Here is a 14,589-nt window from a genome sequence, read left to right as displayed (position 1 = left end):
CCGGGAGGAAGGCCGATGGGCCGGCTGCGGGAGATCGTGTTCGAAAGCCGGTCGGCGCCGGCCCTGGCCCGGTTCTGGGCCGCGGCGCTCGACGGCTATGCCGTGCGTCCCTATGACCAGGCGGAGATCGAGCGGCTGGCCGCGCTGGGCCTGACGCCGGAGACCGACCCCGTGGTCCTGGTCGACGGGCCGGGCCCCTGCCTGTGCTTCCACCAGGTGCCGGGGCGCGACTACGGCAACAACCGCGTCCATCTCGACATCGCCGCCCCCGACCGGGCGGCTGAGGTGCGGCGCCTGCTGGCCCTCGGCGCCACGATCCAGCGCGAGGCCGATGGCTACACGGTGCTGGTCGATCCTGAGGGCAATCAGTTCTGCATCATCGAGACGCGGGCGGGATGATGGCCGGCGCGGGACCGCCGGCCCCCTGTCGACCCGAAGGTCCCGTTCAGGAGCTGAACCGGGCGCGATGATCCCGCGGCATGGCCGACAACAGACGCAGGAAGGCGCGGCGCATCGTCTTTTCCGAGCAGAAGCCGCAGGCGTTGAGAGATCCGCTTGACCGGCGGGCGTGAATCCCGTCGGGCGGCCGGCCTTGCATCAAAGTCCACCGCGGCGTGCCGCGCCCATAAATCATGCACGATCCACGATGCATGATTGACTCCAGCCCGCCCTGGCCGCTATCAGGCCGGTGTGTTCAGGAGGATCGCCGTGCCGCCGAAAGCCGCCATCTCCCGCGTTGCCTTGGCCGATCAGGTCATGCGGGTGCTGCAGGAGCGCATCCTCGACCGGGTCTATGAGCCGGGCGCGCGGCTGAACATCGATGCCCTGTCGCGCGAGCTGGAGGTCAGCTCGTCGCCGATCCGCGAGGCGTTGACGCGCCTCGCTGCCGACGGCCTCGTCGCCGCCTCCTCCTTCGCCGGCTTCTCGGTCGCGCCGGTACCACCGCGCGACTGGTTCGAGCAGCTTCTGGCCTATCGCGTCCTGGCCGAGGGCTGGGCGGCGCGGCAGGTGGCCCGCCGCCGCCCGGCCGCCGCGATCGGGCGGATGCGGGAGAGCCTGGAGGCGATGGAGGGCGGCCGGCTGGGCCGCAAGGCGCGCGACTACCTGACCGCCAACCAGGCCGACCAGGCCTTCCACGAGGGCATGCTGGACGGCGCCGGCAACGAGATCCTGGCCCACAGCGTGCGCGACCTGCACCCCCATCTGCACCACGCCCGGCTGTTCGCCAGGGTGCCGCAGGACATCGCCCCGACGATCGTCGAGCACCAGGCCATCCTGGCCGCCATCGAGGCGGGCGACGAGGACGCCGCCGCCGCCGCGCTGGAGCGGCACCTGCGCGCCTCCTGGCAGCGCTATGACGGATGGACGGCCGACGAGCCGGCCTGATCCGGCCCATCCCTTCTCACCGCAGAGGACATCCCCCGTGGCCAAGATCGTTTCCGTCGAGATCCTGCAGGCCGACCTGAAGCCCAAGGTCAAGCGCACCGACGCGGTGCAGGCCTTCGAGCTGCAGGAGACGCCGATGGTCCGCATCACCGACGCCGACGGCGCCACCGGCACCGGCTACAGCTACACCATCGGCACCGGCGGCTCCTCCGTCGCCCGGCTGCTGGACGACCATCTGGCGCCGCTGCTGCTGGGCCGCGAGGCCGACGACATCGAGCGGATCTGGCGCGACCTGTTCTACCGCGTCCATGCCACCACGGTCGGGGCCCTGACCTCGATCGCACTGGCCGCCATCGACACGGCGCTGTGGGACCTGCGCAGCCGCCGCACCGGCATCCCGCTGCACCGGCTGGCCGGCGGCGCCAAGGACAGCATCCAGCTCTATTACACCGAGGGCGGCTGGTTGCATCTGGACCAGGCGGCGCTGGTCGAGGAGGCGCTGCACGCCAAGGAGAGGGGCTTCGGCGGCACCAAGGTCAAAGTCGGCCGGCCGCATGTCGCCGAGGACATGGCCCGGCTGTCGGCCGTGCGCGAGCAGGTCGGCGACGCCTGGGAGATCATGACCGACGCCAACCAGGGCTTCACCCTGGACGAGGCGGTGCGCCGGGTGAGCCGCTTCCAGGAGGTCGGCATCGCCTGGTTCGAGGAGCCGATCCACGCCGACGACGTGCGCGCCCATCAGCGGCTGGTGGCGTCGACCAGCGTGCCGATCGCGGTCGGCGAATCCATGTACAGCCTCTCGCAGTTCAAGGACTACCTGCAGAGCGACGCCTGCTCGATCGTCCAGGTCGATGTCGGCCGGATCGGCGGCATCACCCCCTGGCTGAAGGTCGCGCATATGGCGGAGGCCTTCAACGTGCCGGTCTGCCCGCATTTCCTGATGGAACTGCACCTGCCGCTGTGCTGCGCCGTGCCGAACAGCCGCTGGCTGGAATACATCCCGCAGCTCGACCTCGTCACCACCGAGGACATCCGGATCGAGAACGGCCGCGCCATCCCGTCGGACAAGCCCGGGCTGGGCATCGAATGGGACTGGGAGGCGCTGGACCGCGTCATCGTCCACCGCAACCGGCACACCGGCTGATGGCGGCGCTCTACGACGCCGCGGCGCTGGCCGGCTTCGCCCGCGCCCTGCTGGGCGGGGCCGGCATGCCGGCCGACAAGGCGGCCGATGTCGCCGAGGTGCTGGTCGAGGGCGACTGCCTGGGCAAGACCACCCATGGCCTGGCCCTGCTGCCGCATTATCTGCGCGAGATCGAGTGCGGCGGCATGCGGCTGGAGGGCGATCCCGCCGTGGTCAACGACCTGGGCGCCTGCCTGACATGGGACGGGCGCAAGCTGCCCGGCCCCTGGCTGATGCGGCGCGCGGTGGACGAGGCGGTGGGCCGAGCCGCGCGCCTCGGCCTCGGCGCCGTGGCTTTGCAGCGCAGCCATCACACCGCCTGTCTGGGCGCCTATCTGCGCCGGGCCACCGATCGCGGCTTCCTGCTGCTGATCGCCCTGACCGACCCGGCCCATTCCAGCGTGGCGCCGTTCGGCGGCATCACCCCGGTGCTGACCTCGAACCCGATCGCCTTCGGCGCGCCGACCGAGGGCGACCCGGTGCTGGTCGACATGGCGACGGCGATGGTCACCAACGGCACTGTCGCCGCCCATCGGCAGCGCGGCGAGCCCCTGCCCGCCCCCGACCTGCTGGACAATCAGGGCCACCCGACGACCGACCCGGACGTCATCGCCACCATGCCGCCCGGGTCGATCCTGCCGCTCGGCGGGCTGGCGGCCGGGCACAAGGGCTTCGCCCTCGGGCTGATGGTCGAGCTGCTGTCCGGCTGCCTCAGCGGCCACGGCCGCGCCTCACCCTCCGAGGGCTGGAGCGCCGCGGTGCTGCTGCTGGCCATCGATCCGGCGGCCTTCGGCGGGCGCGAGGACTACCGACGCCAGGTCGACCGGCTAGTGGAGGCCTGCCACGCCTCCACGCCCCGCCCCGGCTTCGACCGGGTGATGCTGCCCGGCGAGGCGGCGCAGCAGCGCCGGCGGCAGCGGCTGCGCGACGGCGTGCCGGTGGCGGCGGAGCTGATGGCGGACCTCGCCGCGCGGGCGTCCCGGGCCGGGATCGCGGTCCCTGCCCCGGCCTGACCACACGACAAGAACGAAAGGGAGGAGCAGAACATGAGCGACGCAGCCATCCGCGCGCGGGCCGAGGCCGGGGTGCGGCCGGTGGACAAGGCGGGGATCCGCAAGGCGATCACCGCCGCCACCATCGGCACCGTCATCGAGTGGTTCGACTACGCGCTGTACGGCGCCGCCTCGGGCCTGGTCATCGGCAAGCTGTTCTTCCCCGACCTGTCCGGCGTCGGCGGCCAGCTGGCGGCCTTCGCCACCTTCGCCGTCGGCTTCTTCTTCCGGCCGCTGGGCGGCATCGTCATCTCGCATTTCGGCGACCGCTTCGGCCGCAAGCCGGCGCTGATCTTCACCATCGCGCTGATGGGCCTCGCCACCGTGGCCATGGGCCTGCTGCCGACCTATGCCCAGATTGGCATCGCCGCGCCGATCCTGCTGGTGCTGATGCGGCTGCTGCAGGGCTTCGGCGCCGGCGCCGAATATGCCGGGGCCGTGACCCTGGTGTCGGAATACGCGTCGCCGCGCCACCGCGGCGTCACCACCGCCATCCTGCAATCGGCGACCGTGGTCGGCATCATGCTGGCGACGCTGTGCTTCCTCGTCGTCTCCTCCCTGCCGGAGGAGGTGCTGATGGGCTGGGGCTGGCGGGTGCCCTTCCTGCTGTCGGCCCTGCTGTTCGCCGTCGCGCTCTACATCCGCAAGCGGCTGGACGAGACGCCGGAATATGTCGCGGCGATGGAGCGCGCGGCGCAGCAGAAGCGCGAGGCGCATGTGCCGCTCGGCGAGCTGCTGCGCCAGTCGCCGAAGCAGGTGCTGTTCGGCTTCCTGTCGGTCACCGGCCACAACGCCAACGCCTATATCCTCAGCGCCTTCTGCCTGAGCTACATGACCAACACGCTGCACATGCCGAAAGTCCAGGCGTTGACCGCCCTGGTCATTGCCTCCCTCACCGGCGTCGTGGTCACTCCCTTCATGGGCGCTATCGCCGACCGTATCGGCAACGCCAAGGTCTATGCCTTCGGCGCGCTGTTCACCGGCGCCTTCGCCTTCCCGCTCTTCGCCCTGATCGACACCGGCGACCCGGTGCTGGCGACGCTGGCGATGAGCATCGGCTACGGCATCGGCTTCGGCGGGCTGGCCGGAGCGCAGGGCGCCTTCCTGGCCAACCTGTTCCCGACCCGCACCCGCTTCTCCGGCATCGCCCTGACGCGCGAGCTGAACAGCATGCTGATCGCCGGCCCGACGCCCTTCATCGCCTCGGCCCTGGTCGCGGCGGCCGGCGGCACGCCGCAATATGTCGCGATGTACCTGGTGGCCTGCTGCGCCGTGACCTTCATCGCCGTGCTGGCGATCCGCAACCGGTCGGTCGCGGGCACGGACTGACCACGGTGGCGGCGGGCCTAGTCGACGACGTAGCGGCGATAGCGCTCGGGCAACTGGTCCAGCAGCACGAAGGTGCGGTCGATGTGATAGACCAGCCGCGCCTCGGCCGCCGCGATGTCGCCGGAATCCAGCGCGTCGATGATCGCGACATGCTCCTCGATCACCAGCGGCAGCCGCTCCGGGCTGCCGAACAGGCGCATGAAGCGGCTCAGCCGGGTCCAGGCGGCCTGGATCGTGGTCCAGACCCCTTCGCGGTTGGCGAAGCTCATCAGCAGGTGGTGGAACTCCGCATCCGCGGCGTGGAAGCCGTCGGTGTCCCCCGCGTCGAGCAGCACCCGCTGCCGGGCGGGCACGGCCCGGGCCACGGCGCTCATCGCCGGGGTCCAGATCTCCACCGTCTCGCGCAGCACCGCCACCTCCAGCGCCCGGCGCACGAAATGCGCGTCGCCGATGCCGCTGAGCCGGATCGGGGCGACGAAGCTGCCCTGCTGCGGATAGACGTCGATCAGCCCCTCCTCCGCCAGCCGCTGGATCGCGGCGCGGATCGGCGTGCGCGACACGCCGAACTGGCGGCTGATGCTGTTCTCGCTGATCGGGGTGCCTGGCAGCAGATGGACGCCGACGATGGCGTGCCGCAGCGCTTCATGCACCTGGTCGGCGACCGGCAGGCGGCGGTCGAGGTCGAGGCGAATCGCCTGCAGCCCGCCCGACGCCTCCTCAGGCTCGGCGGAAACGGCCGGCGGCGCCTCGGATGGTTCGACCAGCGGCATCTCTCCCTCCCCGAACGACGCAGTCCTCGGCCATTTGTCCGACCTGTTCGGTCGAACCAGCCACAATTCGATTGCGCCTTGCACACTTGGATACTAGCGTTCCACCGCGCCGTTCAAGTGCGCCGATGCCTGGACGGCCTCAAGAAACCTCAGGGAGGAACTCGGAAGATGTCCCGACATGTCCGGAGGGCCGCCGTTCTGGCCAGCCTGGCGCTGCTGGCAGGGGCCGGCACAGCCGCCGCCGACGATACCCGCGTCGCCTTGGTTCCGGGCGGCCCCCACCCGTATTTCGCCGCCTGGGAACAGGCCGGCAAGGACGCCGGCCGCGACTTCAAGCTCGCCGCCGCGGACTACAAGGTGCCGCAGAAATGGGAGCTGAGCACCCAGAACCAGCTGCTCGAGAGCCTGGTGACCCAGGGCTACAACGCGTTCCTGGTGTTCCCCGGCGACCCGGTCGGCAGCGTCAGCACCGTGGCCGAGCTGGCGGATAGCGGCGCCCCGGTGATTGCCACCGCCGGCTGCCTGAAGGACCCGTCCGAGGCGCAGTTCTGCCTCGGCACCGATGTCGGCAACTCCGCCTATCTCGGCACCAAGGAGCTCTTGAAGGCGATGGCCGGCAAGAAGCGGATCCTGCATGTCACCGGCTTCCTGGTCGACCCCAACACCCAGCTGCGCATCGACGCGGTGGAGAAGGCGGCGAAGGAGGACGGCGCGCAGGTCGTGCAGGTGATCGCCGACATCGACGCGCCGGAGCCGGCGGAAGAGAAGATCAACGCCTATCTCGCCGCCCATGCCGCCGATGTCGACGGCATCATCAGCACCGCCTGGGTGCCGTCGGTCGTGGCCGCCAACGCGCTGCGCCGGATCGGCGATAAGCGCATCCAGATGGTTGCCATCGACCATGACGAGGTGGTGCTGAAGGCGATCAAGGATGGCTTCCTGCACGGCACCATGCTGCAGAACCCGTACGGCCAGGCCTATATCGGCTCCTACGTCGTCGACAAGCTGCGCAACGGCTGCACGGTCAAGGCCGACGCGCCGTGGAAGACCAACGCGCTGACCAACCACTTCATCGACTCCGGCACCGTCTTCGTCGGCGCCGACAAGGTCGACACCTATGTCGTCGCCATGCAGGACATCACCAAGACCCTGCTGGCCGGCTTCGAGAAGACCTACCTGAACTGCAAGTCGTAAGCGGTTCCGTCCGGCCGGGCCCTCGCGGCCSGGCCGGGCTCCATATATCGTTTCCCGTCCAGAGCCGACCGATGCATGCCGAAGACAGCGCCGCCCCCCCGTCCCATGCCGGGTCCCCGCAGGCGACGCCGCGCGGGGCGTCCGGCCGGCCGCGCTTCTGGCTGACCAACGAGTTCGGGCTCGTGGTGCTGATCGCGGTGTTCGTCACCGCCTTCGGCCTGCTGACCCCCGGCTTCCTGTCGCCCTTCAACCTGTTCACGCTGGGCCGCACCGCCGCGATCAACGTCATGATCGGCCTGTCGATGATGGTGGTGATCGTCACCGGCGGGCTGAACCTGGCGGTCGGCGCGATCGGCGTCAGCGCCGCCATGGCCTGCGGCTGGCTGATCCAGGATGCCGGCCTGCCCTGGCCGCTGGGGATCATCGGCGGGCTGGCGCTGGGCGCAGCGCTGGGCTTCGTCAATGGCTGGACCGTCGTCCGCTCCGGCCTGCACAGCTTCATCATCACGCTCGCCAGCATGAGCATCTTCTTCGGGCTGATGATCTTCCTGACCCGGGGCGAGTCCTATCGCGAGCTGCCGGCCGTGTTCTCCGGCTTCGGCCGGCTGCGCTTCCTCGGCAACACGCTGTCGCCGCTGGTGCTGGTGGCCGTCGCCGTCGCATTGCTGCTGGTGGTGCTGTACCGCTTCACCGTCACCGGGCGCGAGATGCTGGCCGCCGGCGCGAAGCCGGAGGCCGCGGCGCTGTCCGGCATCCGCGTCGACCGTGTCTTCATCGCCTGCCACGCGCTGTCCGGCCTGCTGGCCGGCATCGCCGCGCTGATGCTGGTGGCGCGCAACGGCGCCGCCCTGCCCTCGATGGCCGGGCAGCTGGGACAGGACTGGCTGCTGCCCGCCTTCCTGGGGCCGGTGCTGGGCGGCACGCTGCTGTCGGGCGGCCGGGTGTCGGTGGCCGGCACCGTCCTCGGCGCCTTCCTGGTGACGCTGCTGACCAGCGGCCTCTTGCTGCTGCAGGTCGGCGAATTCTGGGTGCAGGCCTTCCTCGGCCTGCTGCTGCTCCTGGCCGTGCTGATGGACATGGTGCGCCGCTCGTTCCTGGCGCGCCGGAGGATGGTGTGATGGGTGCCCTCTCCCGCTACGCCCGCACCGACTGGTTCGGCCCGCTGCTGGTCACGGTGCTGGCGATCGTCATCGTCGGCGGCTTCAACCCGTCCTTCCTGTCGCCGCTGAACATCCAGGTGCTGCTGCTGGCGATCTCGATCAACGCCCTGATCGCCTTCTCGCAGATGATCATCATCGCGGTCGGGCAGATGAACCTGTCGGTCGGCGCCATCGGCGGGCTGGCGGCGATCAGCTTCGCCGGGATAATGCAGGTCTGGGGCCTGCCGGCGCCGGTGGCGGCCGTGCTGGCGCTGCTGATCGGCCTGGGCGCCGGGATGGTGAACGGCGTCTTCATCGCCTGGACCGGGATCAGCGCCTTCGTCATCACCCTGGCCAGCCTGTCGATGTTCAAGGGCATCAATCTGGGCATCACCCAGGCCCAGCCCTTCTACGGCATCCCGGATGCGGTGAAGGCGTTCGGCAACACCACCTTTGTCGATCCGCTGCCCTGGCTGGTGCTGCCGACGGCGCTGGTCGCGGTGGGCCTCTGGTTCCTGCTGAACCGCCAGGCGCTGGGCCGCTTCATCCTGGCGGTCGGCGGCAATCCGCATGCGGCGGAGCTGTCGGGCATCTCGGTCGGCTTCACCGTGGTGGCCGCCCACGCCATCTCCGGCCTGCTCGCCGCGCTGGCGGGCATCCTCCTGGTGGCGCGGCTGCAGATCGGCCAACCGACGATCGGTGACGACTGGCTGATCCTGTCCTTCGCAGCACCTGTGATCGGCGGGGCGGTGCTGTCCGGCGGCCATGTCAGCGTGTCGGCGACGCTGCTGGGCGTCGTCATCGTCGCGATCATCACCCAAGCCCTGGTGCTGTTCAACATCGACCCCTTCCTGGTCCAGGTCGTGCTCGGCGTCCTGATCCTGTGGGCGGTCGGTATCAACCGCCTGCGCGAGCTGCGGCTGCGCAAGGCCGCAGCGGCGGGAGCCTGACCATGCCGGTGTTCGAGGCGCGCAGCGTCAGCAAGTTCTTCCCCGGCGTGAAGGCGTTGCAGGGCGTCTCGCTGACGCTGGAGCCGGGATCGATCCATGCCCTGCTGGGCGAGAACGGCGCCGGCAAGTCGACGCTGATCAAGATCATCACCGGCGTGCACCGGCCCGACGAGGGGCAGCTGCTGCTGGACGGCAAGCCGGTGGAGTTCGGCGGCCCGCGCGACGCCACCGCCCACCGGATCGGCGTGGTGCATCAGGAGCGCAACCTGATCCCGCGCTTCTCGGTCGGCGAGAACATCGCGCTGGAGCAACTGGCCGCCCACCCGATGCGCCGGGTCGACTATGCCAAGGTCAACGAGACCGCGCGGCACTGGCTCAAGGTGCTGGACCTCGACATCGACCCGCGCATCCCGGTATCGCAGCTCAGCGTCGCCAAGATGCAGCTGGTCGAGATCGCCAAGGCGCTGTCGCTGAAATCCCGCGTGCTGCTGCTGGACGAACCGACCGCGGCCCTGACCCTGCACGAGACCGACATCCTGTTCGGCCTGCTGCGCCGGCTGCGCGACGAGGGCGTCAGCATGCTCTTCGTCAGCCACAAGCTGGAGGAGGTGCAGGCGATCTGCGACCGGGTGACGGTGCTGCGCGACGGCCACAACGCCTGCGAGAGCCGGTCGATGCAGGGGCTGGGCCGGCCGGACCTGGTGCGGCTGATGATCGGGCGGGGCGAGCTGATCGCCGACTGGCCTTCGCGCGACCATTCCCAGGCCCCGGCGGCGCTGCGGCTGCAGGGCGTGTCGACCGGCCTCGGCCATCGCGGCGTCGACCTGACCTTGCGCCGCGGCGAGATCGTCGGCCTGTACGGGCTGGTCGGGGCCGGGCGGACCGAGCTGGCGAAATGCATCCTGGGCCAGTTCCCGGTCACCGCCGGCACGGTCGAGGTCGAGGGCAAGCCGGCGAAGATCCGCGATGTCGCCGACGCCATCCACCGCTTCGGCATCGGCTATGTCAGCGAGGATCGAAAGCAGGAAGGCCTCGTGCTGATGCATTCGGTGCTGGAGAATGCCGGCATCACCGTCTGGCGCCGGCTGGCCGGCCGCCTGGGTTTCCTGACCGACGGCGCGGTGCGGGCGAAGACCGAGCCCTTCATCAAGCGGCTGGCGGTGCGCACCCCGTCGCTGGGCCAGCTGGTCGGCAACCTGTCGGGCGGCAACCAGCAGAAGATCAGCGTCGCCAAATGGCTGGCCGCCGGCGTCAAGGTGCTGATCGTCGACGAGCCATCGGTCGGCATCGATATCAAGACCAAGGCCGAGCTGCACCAACTGCTGCGCGAGCTGTCGGAGACCGGCACGGCGATCCTGCTGATCACCAGCGACATGCCGGAGATGATCACCCTGGCCGACCGCATCGTGGTGATGAACGCCTACCGGGTCGAGGGAGAGATCACCAACACCCGCGACTACCGGGCGATGAGCGAGGGGATCATGAACCTGATCCACCGGGTGGAGGCGGCATAGCGGACCGCCCGGTTACGGGCGTAACGGTTCAGGAGCGGCACGCCGCTTGACGGTCGGCGATCGGCCGCGTCAGGCTGTCGCCGCCATTTTTCACGCCGATCGACCTCCCGGATTGCCATTGCCGACGAACCGCGACACCACAGAATGGACCAGCGCCGCCGAGGCCGGGCCCGGTTGGGGGCGGTCCGGCCGGCGCCGTTGGCACCGGCCGCTGGCGCTGCTGCTGGCCGCGGTCGTCTTCGTGGTCGACACCTACACCGACGTCACCGGCGCCATCGCCGTCCTCTACGTGCTGGTGATGCTGGTCGCCTCCGACACCGTCCCGCGGCGCGGCCTCGTCCTGCTGGCGCTGGCCTGCGCCGGCCTGACGGTCATCTCCTTCTTCCTCTCGCACGGGCTGGAGGCCGACGTCTCGGCCGTCACCCGCCTCGGCATCTCGCTGGCCGCAATCGTCATCACCGCGGCCCTGCTGCTGCGCGACCAGACGTCGAAACGGTCCCTGATGCGGGCGCACACCGCCCTGGCCCGCAGCGAGGCGCGGTACCGGTCGATCTTCGAGCAGGCCCGGTTCTCGCTGTGGGAGCAGGATTTCTCCGCGGTCCGCGACCGCCTCGCGGCGCTGCGGGACCAGGGCGTCCGCGACCTGACAGCCCATGCCCGCGAGCATCCGGACTTCACCCGGGACTGCGCCCGGCTGATCCGCACCGTCGACATCAACGACGCGACCGTCGAGCTGCTGCGGATCCGGTCGCGCGCGGACGGGCTGGGCTCGATCGAACGTTTCCTGCCGGCCGGCGACCCCGCCCTGCTGGACGTCCTGACCGCGGTCGCCGAGGGCCGCGGCCGGTTCGAGGGCCGGGCGAGGCTGGTCGCCGCAGACGGCGCGGTGCGGACCGTCCTCCTCGGCATCTCCTTCCCCGAGGAGGCGGACGAGTTCGGCCGCGTCGTCGCCGGCATGGTCGACGTGACCGAGCGCGAGCAGCTGCAGCAGACCCAGATGGCGGCCCAGGCCGAGCTGGCGCGGGCCTCGCGTGCGGCGACGGTCGGCGCGCTGTCGGCCTCGATCGCCCATGAGATCAACCAGCCGCTCGGCGCCGTGGTGATGAACGCGCAGACCTGCCTGCGCTGGCTGGGCAAGGACCCGCCGGATGTCGAGGCCGCGATGCGGGCGGCGGAGCGGACGGTGCGGGACGGACGGCGGGCGGCGGAGATCGTGCAGCGCACGCGCGGCCAGCTGGTCCGGGACGAACGCAGCGACGCCGCGATCGACCTGCGCGCGCTGGTCGAGGAGACGGTATCGCTGCTGGAGGCCGAGCTGAGCGCCCATGCCGCGCGGGTGATCACGCGCTTTGCGCCAGTGGTGCCGCCGGTCCGGGCCGACCGTGTGGCGGTGCAGCAGGTGCTGATCAACCTGATCACCAACGGCGTCCACGCCATGGCCGACACGCCGGCCGCGGCGCGCGAGCTGACGGTCGGCGTCGACGGGCCGGCCGAAATGGGTGCGCCCGAGGTGCGCGCCTCGGTCCGCGATCGGGGCAAAGGCATCGCCGACGACGTCCAGGCCCGACTGTTCGAGCCGTTCTTCACCACCAAACGCGGCGGGATGGGAATGGGGCTTGCGATCTGCCGCTCGACCATCGAGAGCTATGGCGGGCGGTTGACCGCGACCAACCACGAGCAAGGGGGAGCGGTGTTCGAGTTCGCGCTGCCGGCGGAACCGGAGATCGCGGAGGCATCATGACAGCACCAGCCAGGCCGGCCGTCGCCGACACGCCCCTTGTCCTGATCGTCGACGATGACGAGGCCATCCGCGAGGCGCTGACCGACCTGCTGCGCTCGGTCGGGATCGAGGCGAGGAGTTTCGGGTCGACCCGGGAGTTGCTGGACGCCGCCCCCAGCGACCGGCCCGGCTGCCTGATCCTCGATGTCCGCCTGCCGGGGCTGAGCGGGCTGGACCTGCAGGCCCAGCTGCAGCGCGGCGGCAACACCCGGCCGATCATCTTCATGACCGGCCATGGCGACATCCCGATGAGCGTGCGGGCGATGAAGGCCGGAGCCCTGGACTTCCTGACCAAGCCCTTCCGCGACCAGGACATGCTGGACGCGGTGGCAGCCGCCATCGACCAGGACCGGGCGCAGCGCCAGGACGCCGCGGCGGCGAAGCAGGTGGCGGCGCTGGCCGCGACCCTGACCCCGCGCGAGGCCGAGGTCATGGCGGCGGTGGTGAAGGGGCTGATGAACAAGCAAATCGCCGGTCAGCTCGGGATCAGCGAGATCACGGTCAAGCTGCATCGCGGCAACGTCATGCGGAAGATGGAGGTCCGCTCGGTCGCCGACCTGGTGCGGAAGGCGGAGCTGCTGGGGCACTGACCACCCGGGCTGAACGGACGGCCGCTTCGTCCTGCACCTATGTATGGTATCCGGCCGGTGACATCGCGCCTATCTAGGATAGGCGGGCTTGAGGCCCATTCTGCTGTCCGCCGAGGTATCGTGTCCCATTCCCCCGTTATTGCCGTCATCGACGACGACCACGCGATCCGCGAGGCGCTGGAGGATCTCCTCTCCTCGCTCGGCTATCGCACGCTGCCGTTCGCCTCGGCGGAGGAGTTCCTGGGCTTCCCCGGCCGGAACGCGGTGGACTGCATGGTGGTCGATGTGCGGATGGGCGGCATGACCGGCCTCGACCTGCAGGCCCGGCTGAACGCGGAAGGCGCGCCGTCGCCGATGATCTTCATGACCTCCTACACCGATGACGCGACGCGGTCGAAGGCCCTGGCCGGCGGCGCCCATGGCTTCCTCGAGAAGCCGGTCGACGCCGAGGTGCTGATCGGCTGCCTGGCCTCGGCACTGCGGCACGAGGCCCGACCGCACTGATCCCGACACCGCGGCGACCTATACCTAGGTGTATCCGCCGCCAGCGAAACGCCTGCGGCCGCAAACCACAGTGGAATGGGGGCGCGCCGACCCATCCGCCATCCTGTAACTGTCCGAACGACACAGGAGGAGGCGATGTTCTGGAGCGGATCGGGCGCCTTCATTCGGCGCCATGTCGCCACCGGCGACGCCCAGTATTTCGATTGGCGGGTCTCGGTCTCATCCCGCCGCGACGCGTCGGGTCGGCGCCGGCTGGACCTGCTGCACCTGTCCTGCGCCCGGCATCCGCTGGGTCCTTCGGGCGACGCGCCCGCGGCCGGGTTCGAGATCAGCGTCACGGTCCGGGACCGCGGCGGCGCGGACGGGGCGACCGATCGCCTCCTTCGCCTGCGCGCATCGGCGCGGGCCATCGACCTCTGGATCGCGGCAGCCGGCCCGGAGCGCGCGCCCCTGCCCGACGGCGGCATCATCGTCCTCGACGGCACCGCCGAAGCCTGGCACGGATAGTCGTCGGATCCCCGAGGAACAACAGAGCCGCGGAGCGAGGACGCTCCGCGGCTCATACCAACTCCCATCGACAGGAACCTATAATCCTCACCGTCATGGCGAGGCGCGCAGCGCCGTGGCCATCCAGGGGCCGGTGCGAGCGGCCCCTGGATGGCCACGCCCCTTCGGGGCTCGCCATGACAATCAAGGGGCATAGGTTCTCGTTGGTATCAGTCGTCCGTTCGTCTGCTGAAAGCGGCGGCGGCCCGGCGGGCGGATCGTCAGCGGCGCGCCGTGACCAGGGTGGCGCAGCTCGCCGTGTCGAACGGCCCCGCATCCGCGACGACCTCGGCGGCCGCCGGCTGGGCGACGATGCGGATCGGCTCCCCCGCGTCGGGCGCATTGCCGGCGAGGGAGAAGCCGAGAACGGCGGCCAGGGCCAGCGTGGCGAAGCCACAGCCGGGGCATCGGTTCGGCGATGCCCCGGCGCCCGGTCGTTGATCAGAGCCTAAGGCCGAAGCGGCCCACCGCTCCATCGCACCTTGGGTCCATGGCGCTCTGCGTTCGTTGGGCGGACCTATACCTTGGTGTGGGATGCCGAAGCGGCGATGGCGGGCCGCTGCATGATTGCAACGGCATGTGCCGGCCGCGGAATCGGAGCGGGGTCCGGCCCCCGGCATCGCCACGGCCGATCCCATGTTGACAAAGACCC

At 70.4% G+C, this 14,589-nt stretch carries 15 protein-coding genes; 13 read left to right on the top strand and 2 right to left on the bottom strand.

What is annotated here, in order from left to right; genetic code table 11:
- Positions 1-15: 15 nt before the first annotated feature.
- The 5 genes from BWR60_RS05875 to BWR60_RS05855 all read left to right on the top strand — a co-directional run bounded on the left by BWR60_RS05875 (position 16) and on the right by BWR60_RS05855 (position 4,950).
- On the top strand, positions 16-399 hold the full coding sequence (locus BWR60_RS05875) for a VOC family protein (protein ID WP_088150078.1): 384 nt from the start codon (positions 16-18) through the stop codon (positions 397-399).
- A 309-nt stretch (positions 400-708) separates the two neighbouring features.
- Positions 709-1,386 carry a GntR family transcriptional regulator gene (locus BWR60_RS05870; protein WP_088150077.1) on the top strand — a complete coding sequence of 226 codons (678 nt, stop codon included), beginning with the start codon at positions 709-711 and terminating at the stop codon, positions 1,384-1,386.
- A 37-nt stretch (positions 1,387-1,423) separates the two neighbouring features.
- Positions 1,424-2,530 (top strand): mandelate racemase/muconate lactonizing enzyme family protein, encoded by a 1,107-nt coding sequence (locus BWR60_RS05865; protein WP_088150076.1) that lies wholly within the window; start codon positions 1,424-1,426, stop codon positions 2,528-2,530.
- Positions 2,530-3,582 (top strand): Ldh family oxidoreductase, encoded by a 1,053-nt coding sequence (locus BWR60_RS05860; RefSeq protein ID WP_179221645.1) that lies wholly within the window; start codon positions 2,530-2,532, stop codon positions 3,580-3,582. Before BWR60_RS05865 ends, BWR60_RS05860 begins: the two co-directional genes overlap by 1 nt.
- 33 nt (positions 3,583-3,615) lie before the next feature.
- Positions 3,616-4,950, top strand: coding sequence for an MFS transporter (locus BWR60_RS05855; protein WP_088150074.1), 1,335 nt, complete (start codon positions 3,616-3,618; stop codon positions 4,948-4,950).
- 17 nt (positions 4,951-4,967) lie between these two features.
- Here BWR60_RS05855 and BWR60_RS05850 read toward each other — a convergent pair whose 3' ends face one another.
- Positions 4,968-5,720, bottom strand: a complete 753-nt coding sequence (locus BWR60_RS05850) for a GntR family transcriptional regulator (protein ID WP_088150073.1) — start codon at positions 5,718-5,720, stop codon at positions 4,968-4,970.
- Positions 5,721-5,888: 168 nt separating this feature from the next.
- Between BWR60_RS05850 and BWR60_RS05845 the strand changes: the two genes are divergently transcribed.
- The 8 genes from BWR60_RS05845 to BWR60_RS05810 all read left to right on the top strand — a co-directional run bounded on the left by BWR60_RS05845 (position 5,889) and on the right by BWR60_RS05810 (position 13,898).
- A complete protein-coding gene (locus BWR60_RS05845; protein ID WP_088150072.1) occupies positions 5,889-6,914 on the top strand; it encodes a sugar ABC transporter substrate-binding protein in 1,026 nt (341 codons plus the stop codon).
- Between the two features lie 71 nt (positions 6,915-6,985).
- Positions 6,986-8,032, top strand: a complete 1,047-nt coding sequence (locus BWR60_RS05840) for an ABC transporter permease (protein ID WP_088150071.1) — start codon at positions 6,986-6,988, stop codon at positions 8,030-8,032.
- On the top strand, positions 8,032-9,003 hold the full coding sequence (locus BWR60_RS05835) for an ABC transporter permease (protein WP_088150070.1): 972 nt from the start codon (positions 8,032-8,034) through the stop codon (positions 9,001-9,003). Before BWR60_RS05840 ends, BWR60_RS05835 begins: the two co-directional genes overlap by 1 nt.
- Before the next feature lie 2 nt (positions 9,004-9,005).
- Positions 9,006-10,517 (top strand): sugar ABC transporter ATP-binding protein, encoded by a 1,512-nt coding sequence (locus BWR60_RS05830; RefSeq protein ID WP_088150069.1) that lies wholly within the window; start codon positions 9,006-9,008, stop codon positions 10,515-10,517.
- Between the two features lie 118 nt (positions 10,518-10,635).
- Entirely contained in the window at positions 10,636-12,258 is a 1,623-nt protein-coding gene (locus BWR60_RS05825; protein WP_230982962.1) for a sensor histidine kinase, read from the top strand.
- Complete coding sequence (locus BWR60_RS05820; RefSeq protein ID WP_088150068.1) at positions 12,255-12,887, top strand: response regulator transcription factor; 633 nt, start codon at positions 12,255-12,257, stop codon at positions 12,885-12,887. The genes BWR60_RS05825 and BWR60_RS05820 overlap by 4 nt, the downstream gene beginning before the upstream one ends.
- 120 nt (positions 12,888-13,007) lie before the next feature.
- Entirely contained in the window at positions 13,008-13,391 is a 384-nt protein-coding gene (locus tag BWR60_RS05815) for a response regulator transcription factor (protein ID WP_088150067.1), read from the top strand.
- Positions 13,392-13,526: 135 nt separating this feature from the next.
- Positions 13,527-13,898: a hypothetical protein gene (locus BWR60_RS05810; RefSeq protein WP_088150066.1), complete on the top strand. Its 372-nt coding sequence runs from the start codon at positions 13,527-13,529 to the stop codon at positions 13,896-13,898.
- Between the two features lie 260 nt (positions 13,899-14,158).
- On the opposite strand, the gene BWR60_RS05805 is transcribed toward BWR60_RS05810, so the two are convergent.
- Positions 14,159-14,413, bottom strand: coding sequence for a hypothetical protein (locus BWR60_RS05805; protein ID WP_088150065.1), 255 nt, complete (start codon positions 14,411-14,413; stop codon positions 14,159-14,161).
- Between the last annotated feature and the right edge of the window lie 176 nt (positions 14,414-14,589).

It is taken from the genome of Inquilinus limosus (genome assembly GCF_002195995.1).
In the GTDB taxonomy this organism is placed as follows: Bacteria; Pseudomonadota; Alphaproteobacteria; order DSM-16000; family Inquilinaceae; genus Inquilinus; species Inquilinus limosus_C.
Note: the sequence above shows the minus strand (reverse complement) of the source record. Positions and strands in the feature narration are given on the sequence as shown.

Bases quoted from the DNA above. Each gene is read 5' to 3' on its own strand.
- BWR60_RS05840 (WP_088150071.1), top strand. From the start codon at position 6,986: ATGCATGCCGAAGACAGCGCCGCCCCCCCGTCCCATGCCGGGTCCCCG.
- BWR60_RS05860 (WP_179221645.1), top strand. From the start codon at position 2,530: ATGGCGGCGCTCTACGACGCCGCGGCGCTGGCCGGCTTCGCCCGCGCC.
- BWR60_RS05845 (WP_088150072.1), top strand. From the start codon at position 5,889: ATGTCCCGACATGTCCGGAGGGCCGCCGTTCTGGCCAGCCTGGCGCTG.
- BWR60_RS05875 (WP_088150078.1), top strand. From the start codon at position 16: ATGGGCCGGCTGCGGGAGATCGTGTTCGAAAGCCGGTCGGCGCCGGCC.
- BWR60_RS05805 (WP_088150065.1), bottom strand. From the start codon at position 14,413: ATGGAGCGGTGGGCCGCTTCGGCCTTAGGCTCTGATCAACGACCGGGC.
- BWR60_RS05850 (WP_088150073.1), bottom strand. From the start codon at position 5,720: ATGCCGCTGGTCGAACCATCCGAGGCGCCGCCGGCCGTTTCCGCCGAG.
- BWR60_RS05855 (WP_088150074.1), top strand. From the start codon at position 3,616: ATGAGCGACGCAGCCATCCGCGCGCGGGCCGAGGCCGGGGTGCGGCCG.
- BWR60_RS05835 (WP_088150070.1), top strand. From the start codon at position 8,032: ATGGGTGCCCTCTCCCGCTACGCCCGCACCGACTGGTTCGGCCCGCTG.
- BWR60_RS05810 (WP_088150066.1), top strand. From the start codon at position 13,527: ATGTTCTGGAGCGGATCGGGCGCCTTCATTCGGCGCCATGTCGCCACC.
- BWR60_RS05820 (WP_088150068.1), top strand. From the start codon at position 12,255: ATGACAGCACCAGCCAGGCCGGCCGTCGCCGACACGCCCCTTGTCCTG.
- BWR60_RS05830 (WP_088150069.1), top strand. From the start codon at position 9,006: ATGCCGGTGTTCGAGGCGCGCAGCGTCAGCAAGTTCTTCCCCGGCGTG.